At 72.5% G+C, this 25,117-nt stretch carries 19 protein-coding genes; 10 read left to right on the plus strand and 9 right to left on the minus strand.

The genetic code is table 11. The annotated features are described in order from the left end of the window. Positions 1 to 40 precede the first annotated feature (40 nt). The 8 genes from IPZ69_RS03200 to IPZ69_RS03235 all read left to right on the plus strand — a co-directional run bounded on the left by IPZ69_RS03200 (position 41) and on the right by IPZ69_RS03235 (position 11,755). Entirely contained in the window at positions 41 to 1,039 is a 999-nt protein-coding gene (locus IPZ69_RS03200) for a LacI family DNA-binding transcriptional regulator (protein WP_235452094.1), read from the plus strand. Positions 1,040 to 1,158: 119 nt separating this feature from the next. Beyond that, entirely contained in the window at positions 1,159 to 2,511 is a 1,353-nt protein-coding gene (locus tag IPZ69_RS03205; RefSeq protein WP_235452095.1) for an ABC transporter substrate-binding protein, read from the plus strand. Between the two features lie 5 nt (positions 2,512 to 2,516). Then, positions 2,517 to 3,470 (plus strand): carbohydrate ABC transporter permease, encoded by a 954-nt coding sequence (locus tag IPZ69_RS03210; protein WP_235452096.1) that lies wholly within the window; start codon positions 2,517 to 2,519, stop codon positions 3,468 to 3,470. After that, a complete protein-coding gene (locus IPZ69_RS03215; protein WP_235452097.1) occupies positions 3,467 to 4,342 on the plus strand; it encodes a carbohydrate ABC transporter permease in 876 nt (291 codons plus the stop codon). The genes IPZ69_RS03210 and IPZ69_RS03215 overlap by 4 nt, the downstream gene beginning before the upstream one ends. Before the next feature lie 36 nt (positions 4,343 to 4,378). After that, on the plus strand, positions 4,379 to 5,983 hold the full coding sequence (locus tag IPZ69_RS03220; protein WP_235452098.1) for a glycoside hydrolase family 13 protein: 1,605 nt from the start codon (positions 4,379 to 4,381) through the stop codon (positions 5,981 to 5,983). A gap of 49 nt (positions 5,984 to 6,032) precedes the next feature. Further along, positions 6,033 to 8,210, plus strand: a complete 2,178-nt coding sequence (locus IPZ69_RS03225) for a discoidin domain-containing protein (protein ID WP_235452099.1) — start codon at positions 6,033 to 6,035, stop codon at positions 8,208 to 8,210. A gap of 581 nt (positions 8,211 to 8,791) precedes the next feature. Continuing rightward, entirely contained in the window at positions 8,792 to 10,846 is a 2,055-nt protein-coding gene (locus IPZ69_RS03230; RefSeq protein ID WP_235452100.1) for a phosphocholine-specific phospholipase C, read from the plus strand. A gap of 75 nt (positions 10,847 to 10,921) precedes the next feature. Further along, positions 10,922 to 11,755 (plus strand): phospholipid scramblase-related protein, encoded by an 834-nt coding sequence (locus tag IPZ69_RS03235; protein WP_235452101.1) that lies wholly within the window; start codon positions 10,922 to 10,924, stop codon positions 11,753 to 11,755. A 105-nt stretch (positions 11,756 to 11,860) separates the two neighbouring features. Here IPZ69_RS03235 and IPZ69_RS03240 read toward each other — a convergent pair whose 3' ends face one another. Both IPZ69_RS03240 and IPZ69_RS03245 read right to left on the minus strand, forming a co-directional pair. Then, complete coding sequence (locus IPZ69_RS03240; protein ID WP_235452102.1) at positions 11,861 to 12,808, minus strand: hypothetical protein; 948 nt, start codon at positions 12,806 to 12,808, stop codon at positions 11,861 to 11,863. Next, positions 12,805 to 13,599: a phosphatase PAP2 family protein gene (locus IPZ69_RS03245; RefSeq protein ID WP_235452103.1), complete on the minus strand. Its 795-nt coding sequence runs from the start codon at positions 13,597 to 13,599 to the stop codon at positions 12,805 to 12,807. The genes IPZ69_RS03240 and IPZ69_RS03245 overlap by 4 nt, the downstream gene beginning before the upstream one ends. A gap of 250 nt (positions 13,600 to 13,849) precedes the next feature. Between IPZ69_RS03245 and IPZ69_RS03250 the strand changes: the two genes are divergently transcribed. Continuing rightward, on the plus strand, positions 13,850 to 14,464 hold the full coding sequence (locus tag IPZ69_RS03250; RefSeq protein WP_235452104.1) for a TetR/AcrR family transcriptional regulator: 615 nt from the start codon (positions 13,850 to 13,852) through the stop codon (positions 14,462 to 14,464). Positions 14,465 to 14,608: 144 nt separating this feature from the next. Here IPZ69_RS03250 and IPZ69_RS03255 read toward each other — a convergent pair whose 3' ends face one another. From IPZ69_RS03255 to IPZ69_RS03265, 3 genes are all read right to left on the minus strand, one after another. Further along, positions 14,609 to 15,625, minus strand: coding sequence for a DUF2510 domain-containing protein (locus IPZ69_RS03255; protein ID WP_235452105.1), 1,017 nt, complete (start codon positions 15,623 to 15,625; stop codon positions 14,609 to 14,611). A gap of 138 nt (positions 15,626 to 15,763) precedes the next feature. Beyond that, positions 15,764 to 16,918, minus strand: coding sequence for an anhydro-N-acetylmuramic acid kinase (locus IPZ69_RS03260; RefSeq protein ID WP_235452106.1), 1,155 nt, complete (start codon positions 16,916 to 16,918; stop codon positions 15,764 to 15,766). Between the two features lie 4 nt (positions 16,919 to 16,922). Further along, a complete protein-coding gene (locus tag IPZ69_RS03265; RefSeq protein WP_235452107.1) occupies positions 16,923 to 18,206 on the minus strand; it encodes an MFS transporter in 1,284 nt (427 codons plus the stop codon). A 182-nt stretch (positions 18,207 to 18,388) separates the two neighbouring features. Here IPZ69_RS03265 and IPZ69_RS03270 point away from each other — a divergent pair, with 182 nt between their 5' ends. Next, on the plus strand, positions 18,389 to 21,073 hold the full coding sequence (locus tag IPZ69_RS03270; RefSeq protein ID WP_235452108.1) for an ATP-binding protein: 2,685 nt from the start codon (positions 18,389 to 18,391) through the stop codon (positions 21,071 to 21,073). A gap of 66 nt (positions 21,074 to 21,139) precedes the next feature. Here the strand turns inward: IPZ69_RS03270 and IPZ69_RS03275 are convergent, their stop codons facing one another. From IPZ69_RS03275 to pcaG, 4 genes are all read right to left on the minus strand, one after another. Next, the gene (locus IPZ69_RS03275; protein ID WP_235452109.1) at positions 21,140 to 21,931 is read right to left on the minus strand and encodes an SDR family NAD(P)-dependent oxidoreductase; all 792 of its coding nucleotides are present in this window, start codon (positions 21,929 to 21,931) and stop codon (positions 21,140 to 21,142) included. 63 nt (positions 21,932 to 21,994) lie between these two features. After that, on the minus strand, positions 21,995 to 23,146 hold the full coding sequence (gene pcaDC, locus IPZ69_RS03280; protein ID WP_235452110.1) for a bifunctional 3-oxoadipate enol-lactonase/4-carboxymuconolactone decarboxylase PcaDC: 1,152 nt from the start codon (positions 23,144 to 23,146) through the stop codon (positions 21,995 to 21,997). Continuing rightward, a complete protein-coding gene (gene pcaB / locus IPZ69_RS03285) occupies positions 23,146 to 24,513 on the minus strand; it encodes a 3-carboxy-cis,cis-muconate cycloisomerase (RefSeq protein WP_235452111.1) in 1,368 nt (455 codons plus the stop codon). The genes pcaDC and pcaB overlap by 1 nt, the downstream gene beginning before the upstream one ends. Next, on the minus strand, positions 24,510 to 25,115 hold the full coding sequence (gene pcaG / locus IPZ69_RS03290; RefSeq protein ID WP_235452112.1) for a protocatechuate 3,4-dioxygenase subunit alpha: 606 nt from the start codon (positions 25,113 to 25,115) through the stop codon (positions 24,510 to 24,512). The genes pcaB and pcaG overlap by 4 nt, the downstream gene beginning before the upstream one ends. Between the last annotated feature and the right edge of the window lie 2 nt (positions 25,116 to 25,117).

Genomic DNA, 25,117 nt, shown 5'->3' on the forward strand with positions numbered 1-25,117 from the left:
TACGCAAGCAGCTTGCGTTACTTGCGCTATTCTTGCGCGCATGACGCGACGACTTGCTGAAGTGGCGAAGAAGGTCGGGGTCAGCGAGGCCACGGTCAGCCGGGTGCTCAACGGCAAGCCCGGGGTCTCCGAAGCCACCCGGCAGGCGGTGCTGTCGGCGCTCGACGTGCTCGGGTACGAGCGGCCCACCCAGCTGCGCGGGGAGCGGGCCCGGCTGGTGGGGCTCGTGCTGCCGGAGCTGCAGAACCCCATCTTCCCCGCGTTCGCCGAGGTCATCGGCGGCGCGCTGGCCCAGCTGGGACTCACCCCGGTGCTGTGCACCCAGACCAAGGGCGGTGTCTCCGAGGCGGACTACGTGGACCTGCTGCTGCAGCAGCAGGTCTCCGGCGTCGTCTTCGCCGGCGGACTGTACGCCCAGGCCGACGCGCCGCACGACCACTACCGGGTGCTCGCCGACCGCAACATCCCTGTGGTGCTGGTCAACGCGGCCATCGAGCGCCTCGGCTTCCCCGGCGTGTCCTGCGACGACGCGGTGGCCGTCGAACAGGCGTGGCGGCACCTGGCCTCGCTGGGCCACGAGCGCATCGGGCTCGTGCTGGGCCCCGGCGACCATGTGCCGTCGGCGCGGAAGCTGGCGGCCGCGCGGGCGCTCGCCGGGGAGCTGCCGGAGGAGTTCGTCGCGCGGGCCATGTTCTCCATCGAGGGCGGCCACGCGGCGGCCTCCCGGCTGATCGACCGGGGCGTCACCGGCATCATCTGCGCGAGCGACCCACTCGCCCTCGGGGCGATCCGGGCCGCCCGGCGCAAGGGACTCGCCGTCCCGTCGCAGGTGTCCGTGGTCGGCTACGACGACTCGGCGTTCATGAACTGCACCGAGCCCCCGCTGACGACCGTCCGCCAGCCCATCGAGGCCATGGGCAGGGCGGCCGTGGAGCTGCTGAACGCGCAGATCGGCGGCGCGACCGTGACCGCCGAGGAGTTGCTGTTCGAGCCCGAACTGGTGGTGCGCGGGTCGACCGCGCAAGCGTGCCGTGACTGAGACCCAGTAGATCCACCTCGCTGTCGAATAATTTCAGATTCTGCGCGACATCTTGCGGACGGGTGTCGCCGGTGCTTGAGTGTGCGGCGCCCACCGCTCCTGCCCAGAGGGGTCCACCGATGAGAAGCACCGGGTTCCGCCGTACCTTTGTCGCGATCGGCGTCTGTTCCTCCCTCGCGCTCACCGCCTCCGCCTGCGGGTCGGGCGACGAGGACGCGGGGAGCGGCAAGACCCGTATCACCGTCAACTGCGAGCCGCCGAAGAGCGCCAAGGTCGACCGGAGGTTCTTCGAGCAGGACATCGCCGCCTTCGAGAAGCAGCACCCGGACATCGACGTCGTCGCCCACGACGCGTTCCCCTGCCAGGACCCGAAGACCTTCGACGCCAAGCTCGCCGGTGGCCAGATGGAGGACGTGTTCTACACGTACTTCACCGACGCCAAGCACGTCGTGGACATCCACCAGGCGGCCGATCTCACGCCGTACGTCAAGGAGTTGAAGAGCTACGACACCATCCAGCAGCAGCTGCGGGACATCTACACCGTCGACGGCAAGATCTACGGCATCCCGCGCACCGGCTACTCGATGGGCCTGATCTACAACCGCAAGCTGTTCGAGAAGGCGGGCCTCGACCCCGACAAGCCGCCGGCCACCTGGGACGAAGTGCGCGCCGACGCCAAGCGGATCGCCGCGCTCGGGGACGGCACGGTCGGCTACGCCGACTACAGCGCCCAGAACCAGGGCGGCTGGCACTTCACGGCCGAGCTGTACGCGCAGGGCGGCGACGTCGTCGACGCCGACGGCGAGAAGGCCACGATCGACACCCCCGAGGGCCACGCCGTGCTGCGGAACCTGCACGACATGCGCTGGACCGACGACTCGATGGGCAGCAAGCAGCTCCTGGTCATCAACGACGTCCAGCAGATGATGGGCGCCGGCAAGCTCGGCATGTACCTCTCCGCCCCGGACAACATCCCGATCCTGGTCAAGGAGAAGGGCGGCAACTACAAGGACCTCGCCCTCGCCCCCATGCCCGGCGGCAAGGGCACGCTCATCGGCGGCGACGGCTACATGGTCAACAAGAAGGCCACGCCCGCCCAGATCCGCGCCGGCCTCAAGTGGCTGGACTCCATGTTCCTCACCCCGGGCGACGGCTTCCTCGGCGACTACGCCCGCGCCAAGAAGAACGACGCCCCGGTCGGCCTGCCCGAGCCGCGGCTGTTCACCGGCGCCGCCGACGCCAAGGACCAGCAGGTCAAGAAGGCCAACGCCAATGTGCCCGTGGAGAACTACCAGGCCTTCCTCGACGGCAACCAGAGCCTGCGGATGAAGATCGAGCCGCCGAACGCCCAGCAGCTCTACTCCGTCCTCGACGGGGTCGTCTCCGCCGTCCTCACCAAGAAGGACGCGGACATCGACCAGTTGCTGCGGGACGCCTCCGGAAAGATCGACGGCATCCTGGCCCGGAGCTGACACCCATGACGAAGACGGCTGCGCGGCGGCCCGCCGAGGCGATCGCCGTACGACCGGTCCGGGCGCCGTCCCCGGTAGGGGGCCGGGGGCGGCGCCGCCTCGCCGACCAGCTCCGCGCCTACGGATTCCTGCTCGGTGGCCTGCTCTGCTTCGCGGTGTTCTCCTGGTACCCGGCGATCCGCGCGGTCGTCATCGCCTTCCAGAAGTACACGCCCGGCTCCGAGCCCGAGTGGGTCGGCACCGCCAACTTCACCCGCGTCCTGCACGACCCGGAGTTCACGGCGGCCTGGCGCAACACCCTCACCTTCACCCTGCTGGCCCTGCTCATCGGCTTCGCGATCCCCTTCCTGCTCGCCCTGGTCCTCAACGAACTGAGGCACGCGAAGGCCTTCTTCCGGGTCGTGGTCTACCTGCCCGTGATGATCCCGCCGGTGGTCAGCGCCCTGCTGTGGAAGTGGTTCTACGACCCCGGCGCCGGCCTCGCCAACGAGGCGCTGCGCTTCGCGCACCTGCCCACCTCGAACTGGTCCAACGGCGCCGACACCGCGCTCGTCTCCCTCGTCATCGTCGCCACCTGGGCCAACCTGGGCGGCACCGTCCTCATCTATCTGGCCGCGCTGCAGTCCATCCCCGGCGAGCTGTACGAGGCGGCCGAACTCGACGGCGCCACGCTCCTGCAACGCGTCCGGCACGTGACGATCCCGCAGACCCGCTTCGTCGTCCTGATGCTGATGCTCCTGCAGATCATCGCCACGATGCAGGTCTTCACCGAACCCTTCGTCATCACCGGCGGCGGTCCGGAGAACGCCACGGTCACCGTCCTCTACCTCATCTACAAATACGCCTTCCTCTACAACGACTTCGGCGGAGCCTGCGCCCTGAGCGTGATGCTGCTGGTGCTGCTCGGCCTCTTCTCCGCCGTGTACCTGCGGCTGACCCGCTCCGAGGGGGACGCGTGAGCACCCGGACCCTGGTCTCCCCGGCGGCCCTGGCCCGCCCCCGCGGCAAGGCCCTCTACTGGACCGTCTTCACCGGCGTCGTCGTCCTTTTCGCGCTGGCCTTCCTCTTCCCCGTCTACTGGATGGTGACGGGCGCGGCGAAGTCCCCGGACGAGGTGGCACGGACCCCGCCCACGCTCGTACCGAAACACTGGCACCTCAGCGGCTACACCGACGCCTGGGACCTCATGCAGCTCCCGCAGCACCTGTGGAACACCGTGGTCCAGGCGGCCGGCGCCTGGCTGTTCCAGCTGGTGTTCTGCACGGCCGCCGCGTACGCCCTCTCCCGGCTGCGGCCCGCCTTCGGCAAGGTCGTCCTCGGCGGCATCCTGGCCACCTTGATGGTTCCGGCCCAGGCACTGGTCGTACCGAAGTACCTGACCGTCGCCGATCTTCCACTGATCCACACCAGCCTGCTCAACGACCCGCTGGCGATCTGGCTGCCGGCCGTCGCCAACGCCTTCAACCTCTACCTGCTCAAACGGTTCTTCGACCAGCTGCCGGCCGATGTGCTGGAGGCCGCCGAGATCGACGGCGCCGGGAAACTGCGCATCCTGTGGTCGATCGTGCTGCCGATGTCCCGGCCGGTGCTCGGCGTGGTCTCGATCTTCGCGCTGGTGGCCGTCTGGCAGGACTTCCTGTGGCCGCTGATGGTCTTCTCCGACACCGACGAGCAGCCCATCAGCGTGGCCCTCGTCCAGCTGTCGCAGAACATCCAGCTGACCGTGCTCATCGCCGCGATGGTGATCGCCAGCATCCCGATGGTCGCCCTGTTCCTCGTCTTCCAGCGGCACATCATCGCCGGGATCGGCGCGGGCAGCACGAAGGGCTGACGCCGCCCTCCTCCCCGACACAGAAAGGCAGGCACCGTGGGACAGCCCAGCCATGCCCGAAGGGCCGACTGGTGGCGCTCCGCCGTCATCTACCAGGTGTACGTACGCAGCTTCGCGGACGGCGACGGCGACGGCCTCGGCGACCTCGCGGGCGTCCGCGCGAAGCTCCCGTACCTCGCCGAACTCGGCGTGGACGCCCTGTGGTTCAACCCCTGGTACCCGTCGCCCATGAAGGACGGCGGCTACGACGTGGCCGACTACCGGGCCGTCGACCCGGCCTTCGGGACCCTCGTCGAGGCGGAGAAACTCATCGCCGAGGCCGCCGAGTCGGGCATCCGCACCATCGTCGACATCGTGCCCAACCACGTCTCCGACCAGCACGCCTGGTTCCGGGCGGCGCTGGCCGCTAGCCCCGGCAGCCCCGAGCGCGAGCTGTTCCACTTCCGGCCCGGCCGCGGCCGGCACGGCGAACTCCCGCCCAACGACTGGCCGTCCCAGTTCGTCGGCTCCACCGCGCCCGTCTGGACGCGGCTGCCGGACGGCGACTGGTACCTCCACCTGTTCACCCCCGAACAGCCGGACCTCAACTGGGCCCACCCGGCGGTCCGCCGCGAACACGAGGACATCCTGCGCTTCTGGTTCGAGCGGGGCGTCGCGGGCGTCCGCATCGACTCCGCCGCCCTGCTGGCCAAGGACCCGGCACTGCCCGACCTCGCCACCGCACCCGACCCGCACCCCTTCGTCGACCGCGACGAACTGCACGACATCTACCGCTCCTGGCGGGCGGTGGCCGACGATCACGACGGCGTCTTCGTCGGCGAGGTCTGGCTGCCCGACCCCGAACGCTTCGCCCGCTACCTCCGCCCCGACGAGCTGCACACCGCCTTCAACTTCGCTTTCATGACCTGCCCCTGGGAGGCCGGACGCCTGCGCGCCTCGATCGACGAGACCCTCGCCGCCCACGCGCCCGTGGGCGCCCCGGCCACTTGGGTGCTGTGCAACCACGACGTGACCCGCACGGTCACCCGGTACGGCCGCGCGGACACCGGCTTCGACTTCGCCACCAAGGCCTTCGGCACGCCGACCGACCTCGCCCTCGGCACCCGCCGGGCCCGCGCCGCCGCCCTGCTGTCGCTCGCCCTGCCCGGCGCGGTCTACGTCTACCAGGGGGAGGAACTGGGGCTGCCGGAGGCGGACATCCCCGCCGGCCGGGTCCAGGATCCGATGTACTTCCGGTCCGGCGGCACCGCCCCGGGCCGCGACGGCTGCCGGGTGCCGCTGCCCTGGGCGGCCGCGGAGCCGTACGCCGGCTTCGGTTCGCGCGAGGAACCGTGGCTGCCGCAGCCCGCCGACTGGGCGTCGTACGCGGTCGACCGGCAACAGGACGACCCCGGCTCGATGCTCGGCCTGTACCGCGAGGCGATCCGGCTCCGCCCGGTGTTCGGCGACGGACCGCTGCGCCCGCTGCCCGCGCCCGAGGGCGTGCTCGCCTTCACCCGCGCCGAGGGAGCGATCTGCGTGGTGAACCTCGCGGCCGCGCCCGCCGCACTTCCGGTGCACAGCGAACTCCTGCTCAGCAGCGGCCCGTTGGACGACCGGGGCCGCCTCCCGCAGGACACGGCGGCCTGGCTCCGGGCCTGAGCCGCCGCTCCGCGCTATCCCCGTACCCCCACCACGAAGGGATCAGCACATGCACAGGAGCACCGCCAGGTATGTCAGGCGCATGCCAGCCATCGGGGCGACCGTCGCCCTCACCGCCGGCATGCTCGTCGCCCTCGCCCCGGCCGCCCACGCGGCCGCCGGCGCGAGCCTCCCCCTCACCTCGGTCGAGGCCGAGTCGGCCGCCACCACCGGAACGAAGATCGGCCCGGACTACACCCAGGGCACCCTCGCCTCCGAGGCCTCCGGACGGCAGGCCGTCCGGCTCACCGCCGGGCAGCGCGTCGAGTTCACCGTGCCCCGCGCGGCCAACGCCGTGAACGTCGCCTACAGCGTCCCGGACGGCCAGTCCGGCTCGCTCGACGTCTACGTCAACGGCACCCGGCTCGCCAAGACCCTGCCCGTCACCTCCAAGTACTCCTACATCGACACCGGCTGGATACCCGGCGCCAAGACGCACCACTTCTTCGACAACGCCCGCCTGCTGCTCGGGCAGAACGTCCAGCCGGGCGACCGGATCGCGCTCCAGGCCACGGGCACCCAGGTCACCGTCGACGTCGCCGACTTCGAGCAGGTGGCCGGGGCCGCCGGTCAGCCCGCCGGATCGGTGTCCGTGACCTCCAAGGGTGCCGACCCCAGCGGCCAGGGCGACTCCACCCAGGCCTTCCGCGACGCCATCGCGGCCGCCCAGGGGGGAGTGGTCTGGATCCCGCCGGGGGACTACCGGCTGACGTCCTCGCTCAGTGGCGTGCAGAACGTGACCCTCCAGGGTGCCGGCAGCTGGTACTCCGTCGTGCACACCTCGCGCTTCATCGACCAGTCCGGGTCCTCGGGCAACGTCCGCATCAAGGACTTCGCGGTCATCGGCGAGGTCACCGAGCGCGTCGACTCCAACCCGGACAACTTCGTCAACGGGTTGCTGGGGCCGAACAGTTCGGTGTCCGGGATGTGGATCCAGCACCTCAAGTGCGGGTTCTGGCTGATGGGCAACAACGACAACCTGGTCGTCGAGAACAACCGCATCCTCGACACCACCGCCGACGGCCTCAACCTCAACGGCACGGCGCGCGGCGTCCGCGTGCGCAACAACTTCCTGCGCAACCAGGGCGACGACTCGCTCGCCATGTGGTCCCTGTACGCCCCGGACACCGACAGCAGCTTCGAGAACAACACCGTCTCGCAGCCGAACCTCGCCAACGGCATCGCGATCTACGGCGGTACGGACATCGCCGTGCGCAACAACCTGGTCTCCGACACCAACGCCCTCGGCAGCGGCATCGCGATCTCCAACCAGAAGTTCCTCGACCCCTTCAACCCGCTGTCCGGCACGATCACGGTCGACGGCAACACGCTGGTCCGCGCCGGTGCCATGAACCCCAACTGGAACCACCCGATGGGCGCGCTGCGCGTCGACTCGTACGACAGCGCCATCAACGCCACCGTCAACATCACCAACACGACGATCACCGACAGCCCGTACAGCGCCTTCGAGTTCGTCTCCGGCGGCGGGCACGGCTACCGGGTCGGCAACGTCACCGTGGACGGTGCGACCGTACGCAGCACCGGGACGGTCGTCGTCCAGGCCGAGGCCCAGGGCGCCGCCACGTTCCGCAACGTCACGGCCGGCGGGGTCGGCGCGGCGGGCATCTACAACTGCCCCTACCCGTCCGGCTCGGGCGCCTTCACGCTCACCGACGGCGGCGGCAACTCCGGCTGGAACAGCACCTGGTCGGACTGCTCGACCTGGCCCCGGCCCGGCCAGGGCAACCCCGACCCCGACCCCAGCCGCAACCTCGCCAAGGGCCGCCCCGCCACCGCCACCGGTTCGCAGGACGTCTACACACCCGGCAAGGCCGTCGACGGCGACGCGTACAGCTACTGGGAATCGGCCAACAACGCCTTCCCGCAGTCCTGGACGGTCGACCTCGGCTCGTCCTACGCCGTGCGCCGCCTGGTCCTGAAGCTGCCGCCGCTGTCCGCCTGGGGCGCCCGCACCCAGACCGTCACCGTGCTCGGCAGCACCGACGGCTCCACCTACACCACGGTGCTCGGCGCCCGCGACTACCGCTTCGACCCGGCCACCGGCAACACCGCCACGGTCACCCTGCCGGACGGCACCGACCTGCGCCACCTGCGCCTGACGGTCAGCGCCAACACGGGCTGGCCGGCAGGCCAGTTCAGCGAGGTGGAGGCATACCTGACGTCGTGACCCGGCCACACACCCGCGCTTCGCCGGCCCCTTCCGTGACCGGGCGAGGCGCGGGTACGCGGCCGCGAGGGAGGATGGGGGCGATTCATACGTCTGCGGCACGGACGCGGGAGCCCCGCCGAACCCGAGGGTCGATCTGGACTCGGGGCGCGTGGTGATTCGCGCGACGGGTGACCACGTGCGTGCAGAACGCGCGGGACCGGACGACCGGGGTCGCCGTACACCTCGACAGCGGTAGCGCGCCCTCCCGGGCGGCTCAGGGGCGGTCAGCGGGGGGCAACCCGGCCCAAAGGTTGCGGAGTTCGCCTGTGCGGGGCCGGACACCGCGGCACCTCGGGCGTGGGCGGTGCGGACGGCGAGGCGGACGCGGCGCGGGCCCATTTTCGGCCATGTGCCGATTTCCAACCCTATGGTGTCGCGAAGCGCTTGCTTGGTGAGGACTTGGCCGCGCGTACCGGTGGTCGTCACATTGGCGCCATCAGACCCTTCCCTGACGTTTGCTGCTCTTGGAACACTCGCAACGCGCACAATCCGTCATCGCTACGGCCATCCCGCACATCAGGATGAGAGGTTCCTCACTCATGTCCGAAGTCAACCGGCGTCGGTTCCTCCAGATCGCGGGCGCCACCACGGCGTTCACCGCACTCTCCAGCAGCATCCAGCGCGCGGCCGCGCTGCCCGCGAATCACCGCACGGGATCGATCGAGGACGTCGAGCACATCGTCGTCCTGATGCAGGAAAACCGTTCGTTCGACCACTACTTCGGCTCGCTCAGAGGCGTCCGCGGCTTCGGTGACCCGCGCGCCGCGGTGACCCGCCAGGACGGCAAGCCGGTCTGGTACCAGTCGGACGGCACGAAGGACCTCCTGCCCTTCCACCCCGACGCCGACGACCTCGGCATGGCCTTCCTCCAGGACCTCCCGCACGGCTGGAACGACGGCCACGCGGCCTTCAACGGCGGCAAGTACGACAAGTGGGTGCCGTCCAAGGGCGCCACGACGATGGCGTACCTGAACCGTGAGGACATCCCGTTCCACTACGCGCTCGCCGACTCCTTCACGATCTGCGACGCCTACCACTGCTCGTTCATCGGCTCGACCGACCCGAACCGCTACTACATGTGGACGGGTTACACCGGCAACGACGGCCAGGGCGGCGGCCCGGTCCTCGGCAACGACGAGGCCGGCTACGCCTGGACGACCTACCCGGAGCGGCTGGAGAAGGCCGGGATCTCCTGGAAGATCTACCAGGACATAGGCGACGGCCTCGACGCGAACGGCTCCTGGGGCTGGATCCAGGACGCCTACCGCGGCAACTACGGCGACAACTCGCTCCTCTACTTCAAGCAGTACCAGAACGCCCAGCCCGGCGACCCGCTGTACGACAAGGCCCGCACCGGCACCGACGCCCGCAAGGGCGAGGGCTTCTTCGACCAGCTCAAGGCCGACGTCTTGGGCGGCAAGCTGCCCCAGGTCTCCTGGATCGTGGCCCCCGAGGCGTTCACCGAGCACCCCAACTGGCCCGCCAACTACGGTGCCTGGTACGTCGCCCAGGTCCTGGACGCGCTCACCTCGGACCCGGCGGTGTGGGCGAAGACGGCCCTGTTCATCACGTACGACGAGAACGACGGCTTCTTCGACCACATGGTCCCGGCGTTCCCGCCGGCCTCCGCGGCCCAGGGCAAGTCGACGGTCGACGTCGGCCCCGACGTCTTCAAGGGCGACGGCGGCAAGGTGGCCGGCCCCTACGGCCTCGGCCAGCGCGTGCCGATGCTCGTCGTCTCGCCGTGGAGCAAGGGCGGCTTCGTCTGCTCCGAGACCCTCGACCACACCTCGATCATCCGGTTCATGGAGAGCCGCTTCGGTGTGCACGAGCCGAACATCTCGCCCTGGCGGCGCACGGTCTGCGGCGACCTGACCGCCGCCTTCGACTTCTCCCGCAAGGACACCAAGCCGGTCGACCTCCCGGAGACCGACGGCTACCGGCCCACGGACACCGACCGTCACCCGGACTACGTCCCGACCCCGCCGGCCAACCCCGTCCTGCCCAAGCAGGAGCGCGGCCTGCGCCCGGCCCGCCCGCTCAAGTACGCCCCGCTCGTGGACGGCTCCGTCGACCCGGCGTCCGGCAAGCTCACGCTCACCTTCACCTCCGGCGCGAAGGCCGGCGCCGCCTTCCTCGTCACCTCCGGCAACCGCACCGACGGCCCCTGGAGCTACACCACCGAGGCCGGCAAGACGGTCTCCGACACCTGGAACTCGGCGTACTCGAAGGGCTCGTACGACCTGACCGTGCACGGCCCGAACGGCTTCCTGCGCGTCTTCAAGGGCCCGAACAAGACGGCCGGTCCCGAGGTCACCGCGCGGCACTCCGGCGGCGACGTCGTGCTCACCTTCACCAACAAGGGCTCCTCGGCGGTCGAGCTGAAGATGGCCAACGGCTACGGCGGCCGGCCGCTGCGGTTCCATGTCCGTCCGGGCGCCACGGTGCGGCACAGCGTCGACCTCTCGGTGACCCGGCGCTGGTACGACCTCACGGTCACCTCGGACAACGACCCGGCGTTCGTGCGGCGTTTCGCCGGACATGTCGAGAATGGCTGCCCCGGCGTCAGCGACCCGGCGATCGTGTCCGAGTAACGACCGGATGAACGGCGCTGAATACGGCACGAGGGGTCTGGTCAGGTGCCGGTCGGCTCACGGTAGTGTGCCCCGGTGACCACGCAATCGAACACTCCTGCAGGCTGGTACCCGGATCCGCACGGCGCACCCCAGACGCTCCGTTACTGGGACGGCGTGCAGTGGACCGACCACACGAGCCCTGATCAGCAGGGCGCTCAGCCGTCAGCGCCGCAGGGGGCCGCCATTCCGCAGCAGCCCACCGGTGACGCCCGCGTGCACAAGCAGGTGCAGCAGCAGGCGGGCGTCGCCGCCGGTGGTCCCGGCGGCGGCACCCTGTTCACCGAGCCGGTCCTGGTGGTGAACCAGAAGGCCAAGCTGATCGAGCTGACCAACGAGTACAAGGTCATGGACCAGAACGGCCGGGACATCGGCTCGGTCGTCCAGGTCGGTCAGGGCGTGCTGAAGAAGATCCTGCGGTTCGTCTCCAGCCTCGACCAGTTCATGACGCACAAGCTGGAGATCCGCGACGCCCACGGCCAGCCGCAGCTGCTGCTGATCCGGCCGCGGAAGTTCATCAAGTCCCGCGTGCTTGTGCAGCGTCCGGACGGCTCGCCGATCGGTGAGATCGTGCAGCAGAACATGATCGGGAAGATCAACTTCGCGATGAACGCGAACGGCCAGAAGGTCGGCGCGATCAAGGCGGAGAACTGGCGGGCGTGGAACTTCGCGATCGTCGACCACGCGGACAACGAGGTCGCCCGGATCACCAAGACCTGGGAAGGCCTCGCCAAGACGCTGTTCACGACCGCGGACAACTACGTCCTGCAGATCCACTACCAGCTCCCCGAGCCGCTGCTGAGCCTCGTGGTGGCGACGGCCCTGACCGTCGACACCGCGCTCAAGCAGGACTCGCGCGGCCTGGGCTGACCCGGGTCCCTCGGGACAACGGCAACGGCGGCCGGTGTGTGCGAAGTTCCGCACGCACCGGCCGCCGCCTTTGTCGGTGCCTCAGCAGGGCACTCCTTGCGTTCGCTACAGGGGTGTGAGGTGGCCGGGCTCCGACTGCCGGGGCACCATGGCCGGTTCGGGCGAGGCGGTCCCGGGCTCCAGCGCGAGCACCTTGACGACCGGGTGTTCCTCGTCGTGCTCCGCGGGCGTCGGACCGGGCGTCGCCCGGGTCAGCAGCACCACGCCGCAGGACGCCACCGCGGCGCCGGCCAGCGCCAGCAGCACGCCCGCCGCGCCGCCCCGCAGCCCCTGCCCGAGAAGTGTGAGCCCGATCACCGCGGCCGCCATCGGGTTGGTCAGCGTCACCAGCGCCAGCGGACCGCCGAGGCCGCCGCGATAGGCGGTCTGCGACAGCAGCAGCCCGCCGACGGCGAACGCGGCGACGAGCAGCGCCACCACGACCACCTCGGTGCTGAGGACCGGACCGGAGCGGTCGGTCGCCGCCACCGTCACGGTCTGGGTGAGCGCCGAGGCCACGCCGGAGGCGAAGCCGGACGCGGTGGCGTGCCGCAGGCCGGGCCGGGCGCCGGGCCGGGACAGCACGCCGATCAGGGCGGCCGTCGTCCCCGCGACCGCGAGGGCCTCGGTGAGCGTCAGCACCCGCTCGGGCGCCGGACCCGAGGCGCAGATCAGCAGTGCGCCCAGCCCCAGCAGCGTCAGGCCGGTGCCCCGCCACTCGACCGCGCTGACCCGCCGCCCGGCCAGCCGCGCCCCCATCGGCACGGCCGCCACCAGGGTGAGCGCGCCGAGCGGCTGCACCACGGTCAGCGGACCGTACTTGAGGGACACGACGTGCAGCAGCGCGGCGGCCGCATTCAGCCCGACCGACGACCACCAGGCGCCGGTGCCGAGCAGCCGCAGCAGACCCGTGCCCGCGTCGCGCCGGGCGAGCCGCTCCTGGGCGACCGCGGCGGCCGCGTAGGCGACGGCCGAGACCAGGGACAGGGCGACGGCGATCAGTGCGGCGCTCATCGGCCCGCTCCGACCAGGACCGGCTCCTCGGGTACGAGCCTGCGGGTGCCGCGGCCGGCCGTGGTCGCCGTGCGGTGCGGCGGGTGGATCAGCGCGAGCGCGACGCCGAGCATGGCCGTGGCGATGATCGCGTCGAGCCAGTAGTGGTTGGCCGTGCCCACGATCACCAGCAGCGTGATCACGGGGTGCAGCAGCCACAGCCAGCGCCAGCGGGACCGTGTCGCCACGATGAGGCCGATCGCCACCATCAGGGCCCAGCCGAAGTGCAGTGAGGGCATCGCCGCGAACTGGTTGGAGAGGTGGTCGGTGCGCGGCGGACCGTACACCGAGGGCCCGTACACCCGGGCGGTGTCCACCAGGCCGGTCGACGCCAGCATGCGCGGCGGGGCGAGCGGGAACGTGAAGGGCAGCACCAGCGCGGCGGCGGTCACCACGGCGAGGACCCGGCGGGCCCAGACGTAGTGCGCCGGGCGCCGCAGCCAGAGCCAGACCAGGAAGGCCAGGGTGGCCGGGAAATGGACGGTCGCGTAGTAGGTGTTCGCCAGTCGGGCCAGTCCGTCGCCGTGCAGCAGCACCGACTGCACGGAGCCCTCGCCCGGAAGCCGCACGGCCCGTTCCAGGTCCCATACGCGGTGGGCGTTGTGGAGGGCTTCGCCGGTATGGCCCGTGGCCAGTTGCCGGCCGAGCTTGTAGACGAGGAAGAGCCCCGCGACGAGCAGGAGCTCACGGACGAGCGGCGGCCGGGCTATGGACCCTGGCTCGGGCTCTGCAGGCTCGGTTCGGGCATTCATCCCCCGGCCCCTTCGCTGACGGTGGTGCGTGTGGTGGTGCGTGCTGAGACCCGGGCAGCGGCCCGAACTCATCGATACGTCCCCGTACCGATACGCCAGTGTACCGATACGCCCGCGTACCGGTACACTGGCGTATCGCTAGACATGCGACACACTGGTGACAGGTTTCGAAACCGCGCTTGAGAACCGCTTCAGCCGGGGTCGAGTCCTGGCAGGGCACCCGAGTCGTTCACGAGTGAGGAGAGAGCACATGACGTCGCAGGCCGCGGACGGACCGGACACGGTCACCGCCTCGCGCCGCTCCAAGATCACGCCGGAGCGTGAGCGGGAGTTCTTCGACACCGTGCTCGACCAGATCCGCGAGTGCGGCTACGACTCCCTCACCATGGAGGGCGTCGCCAGCAGCACCCGGTGCAGCAAGTCCACGCTCTACCGGCAGTGGAAGAGCAAGCCGCAGTTCGTGGCCGCGGCGCTGCGCGCCAACCGCCGGGTGCGGTTCGCCGGCATCGACACCGGATCGCTCGCGGAGGACCTGCGCCAGGCCGGGCGGGCCGCGGGGGACTGGACGGGCAAGGACACACGACTGCTCCAGGCCCTCGGTCACGCGATCACCCAGGACCGCGAGCTGCAGGAGGCGCTGCGCGAGACGCTCGTCGACCCCGAGATCGCCGCGCTCCAGGACATCCTGCGGCGGGGTGTCGAGCGGGGCGAGGTGCGCGCGGACCATCCGGCGCTGGAGTACGTGCCCGCCATGATGTACGGCGTATTGCGCGTCCGCCCGATGCTGTGCGGCGAGTACGCCGATTCCGACTATCTCGTGCGGTTCGTGGAGGCCGCCGTGCTGCCCGCACTCGGGCTGACCTGAGACTCAGGCCGCCGTCCACGGGATGACTGGACGGCGACCTGTCCGCGCCGCACCGTGGGGACGGGGGCGGCGCACCACCCGGCCGGGTGGGGTGCCTCTGGAGCGGAGAGACACCCCACCCGGCCGATCATCGTGCCGGGTCGATCAGACGCTCTGGCCGTTGCCGCCGCCGGACGACACCTTGATCCCCCGGGTGATCTCGTCGATCACCGACTCCTGCTGACCGACGTCGACGCCGAAGCGGACGACGACGATGTTCCGCGGGTCGGCCGGGGAGGGGAAGGCGAGCGACTCGACGTAGCCGTCGGCGCCCTTGCTGGTGATCGCCTTCCAGCGGACCAGGTAGCCCTTCTGGCCGGCCACCGTCACCGCCTTGGAGGCGAGCACCTCGTGCGAGGTGATCGCGCCGTAGGTGGCACCGCCGTACGAGTCCTTGGCGCTCTTGGCGATGTCCGCCTTGGCGACCTCCTCGGCCGTGCCGCCCTTGGCGCCCAGCAGCTTGGCGGGCGCCGAGTAGGCACCGCCGGTGGTGCACACCTTCGACGTGTCGCCGGGGCACTTGTAGGACTTGTCCGAGCTGACCTGGACGCCCGCGGTGCTCGCCTGGCCGGTCCAGCCCTGCGGCACGGGCAGGCTGATCCCGTTGAACGCGTCCGGCACGGTGCCGCCGCCCTCGACCTTCGGCGCCTCGGTCCGGCCGGGCGAAGGGGACCGATCGCCCGGTCCGCCGGACCCGCCGCCCGATCCGTCCTGGCCGCCGCTTCGGCCGTCGGAACCGCCAGGCCCCGGCCGCTGCTGCGAACCGGCCCGGTCGCGGCCGCCGGAATCGCCCTTGGACAGCGCGTACACGCCGACGCCGATGCTCACGAGCACCGCGGCCGCCGCCACGACCGCTATGCCGATGCGCAGACCGCGCCGGGGAGCGGCCGGCGGCGGGGCCGGATACGCCGGATAACCCGGGTAGCCCGCCTGGGCCGGATAGCCGGAATGGGCCGGGTAGGCCTCGCCGGCCGGCTGTGTCGGGGGACCCCATGCGGCGGCCGGCGCGGCGGGGCGGGTCTGGGCCGTCCATGCCGCGCCGTCCCACCAGCGCTCGGTGGCGGGAGAGTCATTCGTCTGCCCGGGGTCGGGGTACCACCCGGGAGGAGTCACCTGCGTCATGCCCCCACCGTATGAGGCGTCGGTGAAAGTGCGATGAGAGGCCCCGGCAACAATTTCGTGGCGGCGGCCGCCCGCCGGTTGCGGCGACGCCCGCCCGCCGGGATCCCGCCGCCACCGTGGGCGTCGCGCCGTCCCCGGTCAGCGCGGCTCCAACTCCAGCCGCACCGGCCCCTGCCGGGCGGGCGCGGGCAGCCGCAGACCGTCCCGCCCCGGGGTGAGCGACCCCAGGACGCTCGGCCGCCGGGCGCCGGTGGCGACCGGATCGGTGCCCGGCAGCCCGTGCGCGGTGAGGAAGCCGAGCACGGCGAACGCGTACGCCTCCTTGGCGTCCGCGGGCAGCCCCAACTCGTCGGAGGTACGCAGGGCGACCCCGGACAGCCGGTCCCGGAGCAGCGCCATCAGCGCGGGGTTGCGGGTGCCGCCGCCGGAGGCGAGCACCTCCGTGGCGCCCACGGACCGCACGCCGTCCGCGACCGTGCGGGCCGTCAGCAGGGTGAGCGTGGCGAGGACGTCCTCGGCGGGCAGGCCGTCGACGCCGGCCGCCCGCAGATAGCCGTGGTGGAACAGCTCCTTGCCGGTGGTCTTCGGCGCGGGCAGCGCGTAGTACGGCTCCGCGAGCAGCCGCTCCAGCAGCGGCTCGCGCACCCGGCCGCGGGCGGCCAGCGTCCCGTCGGCGTCGTAGGCCAGCCGCCCGCCGCTGAACTCCCGGGCGGCCGCGTCGATCAGCGCGCAGCCGGGACCGGTGTCGAAGGCCGTCCCGTCCGGCGCGGTGAGGTTGGCGATCCCGCCGATGTTGAGGGCCACCGGCGTGCCCGGCCGGCCCCGCAGCCACAGCCGGTCGACCAGGCTGACCAACGGGGCGCCCTGGCCGCCGGCGGCGACGTCCCGGGGCCGGAAGTCGGCGACCACGGTCAGCCCGGTCGCCTCGGCGATCCAGGCGGGCTGGCCCAGCTGGAGCGTGCCGTGCACCCGGCCGTCCTGTGCCCAGTGGTAGACCGTCTGGCCGTGCGAGGCGACCAACTCGGCTGCTCCGTCGCAGAGTTCATGGTTCGCGCGGACGGCCGTCGCGGCGAAGGCCTGCCCGATCCGGGTGTCGAGCCGGCACACCCGGGCGAGCGGCACGGCGGCCGGGGGCAGCGACCCCGCGAGGTCCTCCCGCAGCTCCTCCGGGTAGGGCTCGCTCACCATGCCGAGCGGCCGCAGGACGAGGCAGTCGCCGGCGAGGCGCAGCTCGGCCGCCGCCGCGTCGACGGCGTCGTACGACGTCCCGGACATCAGACCGATCACCAGCATCGCGTCAACCCGCCTTTCCCATGGGTCCCTTGGCCAGTGCCACCGCGCTCACCGCGCAGGCGGCCGCCGCGTAGTACGCGGGCACGTCCGCGTTCCCGGTCCGCCGCACGGCCTCCGTGATGACGAGTCCGGCGCAGCCCGAGAACACGGCGTTCGACAGCGCGTAGGCGAGCCCCAGGCCGGTGCAGCGCACGTGCGTCGGGAACATCTCGGCCAGCAGCGCGGGCCCCGGCCCGGCCATCAGCCCCACGACCGCGCCGGCCGCGAACACGGCCGCCCCCTGGCCGGCGGCCGAAGTGCCCGGGTCCTGGAGGACGTCGAGGAGCGGCACCGCCAGCACCACCACCAGGACCGCCCCGGTCAGCATCACGGGACGGCGCCCGACCCGGTCGCTCAGCAGCCCCGCCGGGAGGATCGTCGCCGCGAAACCGAGGTTGGCCACGACCGTGGCGAGCAGCGCCCGCCGGACGTCCGTGTGCAGCGTGGTCTGCAGATACGACGGCAGGACCACCAGGAAGGTGTACCCGGCCGCCGACCAGCCCATGACCCGCCCGACGCCCAGGGCCACGGCCCCCGCGAGCCGGCGCCCCGGCAGGCGCCCCACGGCCCGCTCCCCGTCCCGGAACGACGGCGTCTCCTCCAGCCTCAGCCGCAGCCACAGCGCCCCCAGCCCCATCGGCAACGCCAGCAGGAACGGCAACCGCCAGCCCCAGTCGGCCAGCTGATCGCCGGTCAGCACCGTCGCCGCCCCGGTGGCCGCCCCGGCCCCGCCCAGCAGCCCCAGCGCCACGGTGAACGACTGCCACGCCCCGTACAGGCCGCGCCGGCCCGGCGGGGCGAACTCCGTCATCACCGACACCGCGCCACCGAACTCACCGCCCGCCGAAAGGCCCTGAAGCACCCTCAGGAACGTGAGCAGCCAGGGCGCCAGGACGCCCACCGCGGCGTACGTCGGCAGCACGCCGATCAGCGTGGTCGCCCCGGTCATCAGCGCGACGACCAGGATCAGCACCGGCCGCCGGCCGATCCGGTCACCCAGCCGGCCGAACAGGGCCGCGCCGACCGGCCGGAAGAAGAACGCCAGCGCGAAGGAGGCGTACGTCTTCACCAGCGCCTCGACCGCGCCGCCGCCCTCCGGGGTGAAGAAGCGCTGGGCGATGACCGGCGCCAGATAGCCGTAGACGCCGAACTCGTACCACTCGATGAAATTGCCCACCGATCCGGCGGCCAGCGCCCGGACGGCGGGGGGCCGTGCCACAGTTCGGCGATCTTCGAAAGTCAGCTTCATTTCCAGGCCTGTTGACGGTCCGTTGGCTCAGTTTCCGGCGGGTCCGGGCCGTGGCGCGTCGCCTGCCCGTACCCGGGTTCACCCGTCCCGGCAACAGGTGCCGGGACGGGCCTCCGCATAGCCAAGCGGACGGCTACGCTCGTGGTCTGTACGTCGTTCGGGCGACTTGGGGAGGTAATGGGATGACGGAGGCACGGCCCCCAGCGGCCGCCTCGGCTTCCCTGTGGGAGCGCGACGCGGAGATCGCCGCCGTCGCGCAGGCGCTCGACGGCCTGTGCGCGGACCGTTCGTCCTCGGGAAACCTGCTGGTCTTCCGGGGCGAGGCGGGCATCGGCAAGACCGCGCTGCTGGCCGAGACACGGCGGGTCGCCGAACGGCGCGGCTGCACGGTCTGGTCCGCCCGCGGCGGCGAGACCCTGCGCTCCGTCCCCTTCAACGTGGTACGGCAGCTGTTGCAGCCCGCGCTCGTCTCGCTGATGCCCGAGGAGGCGCGCGAGTACCTCGGCGACTGGTACGAGATCGCGGGCCCCGCGCTCGGCATAGCGGAGCCCACCGAGGGACAGGCCGACCCACAGGGCGTGTGCGACGGACTGGTCGCCGCCGTGCGCCGGCTCGCCAAACGCGAGTGGCCGCTGGTGCTGCTGATCGACGACGCGCACTGGGCCGACCAGGAGACCCTGCGCTGGCTCGCCGCCTTCGCCGAGCGCCTCGACGACCTGTCCGTCCTGGTCGTGGTCGCCCGCCGCCCCGGCGAGGTCACCGGCGACAGCGCCCGCCACCTCGAAGCGGTCGCCGCCACCGCGGGCGACCCCGTCGCCAACCTGGTCGCCCTCACCCCGGAGGCCGTCGCCGGACTCACCCGAGCCGCCCTCGGCCGGTACGCCGACGCCCCGTTCTGCCGCGAGGTCTGGGCCGTCACCGGCGGCAACCCGTACGAGACCGTCGAACTCCTCGCCAAGGTGCGGGACAACGAGATCGAACCCGTCGAGGCACGGGCCGGCGAACTGCGGCCGCTCAACCGCTCCGCCCGGGGCGGCGGACTCGTCGCCCGGCTGCAGGAACTCGGCATCGACGCCACCCGGTTCGCCTGGGCGGCCGCCATCCTCGGCACCGGCATCACCGTGGACCTGGTCGCCCAGCTCGCCATGATGAGCCTGGACGACGCGGAGCGCTGCGCCGAACTGCTGACCAATGCGCGCATCCTCACCGAGCCGGACCCGGCCGGCGCCCGGCACGACGACGGCGACCTGGAGTTCGTCCACCCGCTGATCGCCTCCGCCGTCTACAACTCCATCCCGCCGTCCACGTGCACCGCCATGCATGGCATCGCCGCCCAGATCGTCACCGACATCGGGCGCGGCGCCGCCGCGGCCTCCCGCCACCTCCTGGAGGTGCATCCGGACGACGACGAGGAACTCGTCGAGCAGCTGCGCGAGGCCGCCCGCGAACACCTCGCCGTCGGCGCTCCCGACGCGGCCCGCCGCTGTCTGGAACGCGCCCTGGTCGAGCCGCCCGTGCCCGAGATCCACGCGCGGGTGCTCTACGAACTGGGCTGCGCCACCCTGCTGACCGCGCCCGCGACGACCATCCACCACCTGCAGAGCGCGCTCGCCATGCCCGGCCTCGACAGCGGCGAACGCGTCGACGCCGTCGTCCGCCTGTCCCAGGCCCTGCTCCACAACGACCAGCTGGAGGAGGCCGTCCGCACCGTCGGCGCCGAGGCCGCACGCCACGAGCCCGGACCCGCACGGATGCGGCTGCAGGCCGTGCAGTTCATGTGGGAGGGCATCTACGCGGGCGAGGCGACCTCACCGGGGCGCTCGGAGCGGCTCGCCGAACTCGCCGGGATGTGCGCCGGCCGGGACAACGCCGAGCGCGCCCTGCTGATTCTGCGCGGCTTCGACGCCCTGACGCACGGCGAGAGCGCCGAGGAGGTCGTCGGGCACTGCGACCGCGCGCTCGTCAACGGACGGCTGGCACCGGGCCTCGGCTGGACCGACACCGAGTGGGGCATCGAACTCCTGCTCATGCTGGCCAACGCGTACGCCTACGCCGACCGGCTCGACCGGGCCGAGGCCCTGTACAACGAAGCCCTGCGCACCTACGAGACCGCCCGCTGGAGCGGCGGCCACCTCGCCCTGGCCCACGCCTACGTCGGCTTCGGGCACCGCAGGCGGGGCCGGCTCAGGGAGGCGGAGGCGTCCCTGCGGGAGGCGCTCGGCCTCGCCGAGCGCGTCGGCCGCGGCCTGCCCCTGTACTGGACCGCCGCCTGCAACCTCGTCGACACGCTGCTCGCCCGCGGTCAGGTCGACGAGGCGTGGGCGATCGCCGAACAGGGCGGATTCGCCCCGCCGTACCCGTCCACCATCGTGCTGCCGGATCCCCGCTCCGTGCGCGGCCGGCTGCTGCTCGCCGTCGGCCGCGTCGACGAGGGCATCGACGAACTGGAGGCGGCGGCCAAGGCCGCGGCCGTCCGCGGTCACCACAACCCGGTGATGGTTCCCTGGACGGTCGACCTCGCACGGGGCCTGGCCAAACGGGACCCGGGCCGCGCCGCCCAGCTCGTCACCGACGCCCGCCGCCAGGCCGAGCGGTTCGGCACGGACACCGCCATCGGCGAGGCCCTGCGCTGTGCGGCGGCCCTGGAAACGGGCCAGCGTGCGGTCCGGCTGGCCGCGCAGGCCGTCGCCTACCTGGAGGCCTCGCCCTGCCAGTACGAACACGCGGCCGCCCGCGTCGAGTACGGCATCGCCGCCCGCTCGGTCGCCGAGCTCAACCGGGGCCTGGCGCTGGCCCGGTCGTGCGGCGCCGACGGGCTGGTGGCCCAGGCGAGGGAGGTCCTGGACACGGGCCGCGGCCTGGTCTGACCGGGTGACCGGGTCCGGAGCGTGGGCCGAGGGGCCGCGCGGTACGCGCTCGCGGGCCGGGCAGCCTCAGAGCGCCAGCAGCTGCGCGGTGACCGCCGCCAGCCGCTTGCGCACCTCCGGGTCGTACGCCTTCTCGTGCGCCCGCGCCGGACGCGTGCCGTCGAAGTAGCCGCCCGAGCCCAGGTCCCGCGTGGCCAGCGCCAGTACGCCGGGCGCCCCCTCCGCGACCGTGCGCCGCGGGGTGATCCCCGCCTCGCGCACCATCGCCGTGTCCATGTGGGTCGCCGGGTGCAGCACATTGACCGACACGCCGCTGCCCGCCAGCTCCTCGGCCAGCGAGAAGGTGTGCGCGGCGAGGGCGAACTTGCTGCGGGCGTACGCCGACAGCCCGCTGTAGCCGCGCGTGAGCTCGGGGTCGGCGAAGTCGAGCGGCTCCTGGGCGGCCGAGCCGACGTTGACGATCTGGGCCGGCGCGTTCGCGCGCAGCACCGGCAGCAGGGCCCGGGTCAGCACGACCGGGGCGAGGTGGTTCACCGCGAGACACAGCTCGTGCCCGTCGGCACTCAGCTGCCGGCCGGAGTCCAGCGCGCCACCGCCCACCCCCGCGTTGTTGATCAGCACATCGAGCCCGGGACGCGCCTCGGCGACCCGGGCCCCCAGCTCCCGTACCTGACGCAGCGAGGCCAGGTCCGCGACGAACCCCTCGGCCTCACCCTCGGCGCGCAGTTCACCGACGAGCCGCTCGGTGCGCTCCGGGTCGCGTCCGTGGGCGAGGACGACATGGCCGGAGCGGACCAGCTCGAAGGCGACGTACCGGCCGAGCCCGGAGGTGGCGCCGGTGATCAGAACAGTGGACATATCGCCAGCCTAGGCACGGTCCGGTCGCGGTGCGTGGTGCCGCTGAGGCTACGACCGGCAGGGTCACCCTCGGCCGGTCTCCTCCCCGGTCTCCTCCTCGGCGTCCTCCTCCGCGAGCGCGCGCTGGGCCGTCGCGAACGCCGAGTTCGCGGCGGGGACCCCGCAGTACACGGCCGTCTGCAGCAGCACCGCGCCGATCTCCTCCGGCGTGAGCCCGTTGCGCCGGGCCGCCCGCACGTGCAGCGCCAGCTCCTCGTAGTGGCCGTGCGCGACCAGCGCCGTCAGGGTGATCATGCTGCGCTCGCGGCGCGACAGCGTCGGGTCCGTCCAGACCTCGCCCCACGCGTACCGGGAGATGAAGTCCTGGAAGCGGGCGGTGAAGGGGGTCTGCCGGGCCTGGGCCCGGTCGACGTGCGCGTCGCCGAGCACCTCCCGGCGTACCACCATGCCGCGCCCCGGAACGCCGTCCAGGTGGGCGCGCAGGGCGGCGACCACGGCCCCGGGACACTGCGCGGGCGCCAGGTGCGAGGCCCCGGGCAGCTCCACCAGCGTCGACCCCGGCACCGCCTCCGCGATCTCCCGCAGATGGGCCGGCGGCGTCGCGGGATCCTCCCGGCCGGCGATCAGCAGGGTCGGTACGGAGATGTCCGCCAGCCGCTCGCGCACATCGAAGGCGGCCAGCGCGTCGCAGCAGGCGGCGTAGGCCGCCGGGTCGGCCTCCCGGTGCGCGCGGACGAGCCGGGGCACCGTGAAGCCGGGCGTGAACCAGCGGGCGTCGGCGCTCTCGACAAGCCACTCCAGCCCTTCACGGCGGACCCGCTCGGCCCGTTCCCGCCACGGCCGGGCGCCGTTGAAGTGGGCGGAGGAGCAGACGACGGCCAGCGACTCCAGCCGCTCGGGGTGGTGCACGGCCAGATGCAGACCCACCGCCCCGCCGAGCGACACCCCGGCGTAGCCGAACCGCTCGATGCCGAGGGAGTCGGCGAGCGCGAGGACCAGCTCCGCCAGATCGCCGACCGTGGCACCCGGCCCGATCAGGTCCGCCGGGGAACCACCGTGCCCCGGCAGGTCCCAGCGGACCACCCGGTGGGTCGCCGACAGCTCCGGCGCGACGTCGTCCCACAGGGCGTACGAGGTGCCGAGCGACGGTCCGAGGAGCAGCGGGGGAGCCGAAGCGGGCCCCTCGGTGCGGTGGTTGAGGAGTTTTCCGGTCATCAACGTCGCTCCAGAGCACGGTCGGTGAGCGTTCCGGCGGAGCCGGTGCAGCGGGCGGGATCGGTGAGCTCGTCGAGGTCGAGCCCGAGGTCGGGGTCGATGCCGAGGGCGCGGGTGTTGTCCGTCAACTCGGGCTGCTCGGCGAGGAGTTCGGCGAGCGTGCGGCCCTCGGTGCGGGTACGGCGGGCGAGTTCGGTGAGCAGTTCCTTCGCGCGGGCGCGGCCGAGGACCGGGGTCAGCGCGGCGGACAGCCGCTCCGAGACGATCAACCCCCCGGTGAGATCGAGGTGGTGACGCATCGCGTCCCCGTCCACCCGCAGCCCCTCGGTCAGCTCGGCCGCGTCGCGTGCCGCGCCGCCGACCAGCCGGAGCAGATCGCGCAGCGGTTCCCACTCGGCGTGCCAGGCTCCGGCCGGCCGCTCGTCCTCCGCCACCATCGACCCGTACAGCGTGGCGGCGAGCTGCGGGGCGCGCCGGGCGGCGGCCGCGACGAGCGTGGACCGTACGGGATTCGCCTTGTGCGGCATCGCCGACGAGCCGCCGCCGCTGCCCTCGCCGACCTCCGCGATCTCGGTGCGGGAGAGGGTGAGCACATCCGCGGCGAGCTTGCCGAACGCTCCGGCGGTGAAGGCCAGGCAGCCGGCGAGGTCGGCGATCGGAGTGCGCAGGGTGTGCCAGGGCAACTGTGGTGCGGCGAGCCCGACTTCGCGGGCGAACGCCTCGGTCAGCGCACGCGTGTCCTCGGCGCCGTACGCCTCGAAGGCCGCCAGCGTGCCGGCCGCGCCGCCTAGTTGGGCGGGGAGCGAGACCCGTACCCGGGTGACGCGGTCGCGCGCGTCGAGGACCAGCGAGCGCCAGCCCGCCGCCTTCAGGCCGAAGGTGGTCGGCACGGCGTGCTGGGTGAGCGTGCGCCCCGGCATCGGGGTGTCGCGGTGCGCGGCGGCCGTTCGGGCCAGGGCACGCTCGGTGCGGGCGAGGTCGGCGAGGACGAGGTCGAGGGTGCGTACGGAGACCAGCATCGCGGCCGTGTCCAGGATGTCCTGGCTGGTGGCACCCCGGTGGACGTACGGACCGTACTCCGCGCCCACCGCCCCGGTCAGATCGGCCACCAGCGGGATGACCGGGTTGCCGCCGCCCAGGGCCCGCTCGGCGAGGGAACGCACGTCGAAGCGGGTGGCGTCGGCCGCCTCGGTCACCGCCGTCGCCGCCCGCGCCGGGGCGAGCCCCAGCGCGGCCTGGGCGCGGGTCAGCGCGGCCTCCGCGTCCAGCAGCGCCCGCAGGTAGGCGGTGTCGTCCGTCGCGGACGCGGCGGGAGAACCGGCCCACCCGGGGCCGAGCAGCCCGGTGCCGGACTCTTCGGGTGTCACTGGAACTCCAGGAAGACCGTCTCGCCCTCGCCCTGAAGGCGGATGTCGAAACGGTACGTTCCCCGGCCCTCGTCGACGGCGATCAGCGTGTCGCGCCGCGCCTCGTCGAGCCGGGCGAGCAGCGGGTCGGCGGTGAGCGCCGCCGGGTCGCCGGGCAGGTAGATCCGGGTGAAGAGGTGGACGAGCAGGCCGCGCGCGAAGACGCAGACGCTGAGGTAGGGGGCGCTCCGCCCGCGTGCGCCGGGCCGCAGCGTGCGCGCGTGCCAGTGGCCGGCGGCATCCGTCTGGACGCGGCCCCAGCCGGTGAACTCCACGCCGTTGCGGCCCAGATGGCCGCCGGTCGCGGGGTCGCGGCGGATCGAGCCGTCGGCCGTCGCCACCCTGCCGTCCGGATCGGGCCCCCACAGTTCCAGCAGCGCGTCCGGCAGCGGGGCGCCCTCGCCGTCGTGGACGTGTCCGTGGACGGTGATCGTGTCCGGATGGCCGAGCGGGGCGATGTCACCGCCGCCCGGGAACGGCAGCGCGTACCCGTAGAACGGGCCGACCGTGTGCGACGGGGTCGGCAGGACGCTCTCGGGCCCGCTCGGGTCGGTCGTCGTCATGA

Source organism: Streptomyces olivochromogenes (assembly GCF_021538895.1).
GTDB lineage: Bacteria > Actinomycetota > Actinomycetes > Streptomycetales > Streptomycetaceae > Streptomyces > Streptomyces olivochromogenes_A.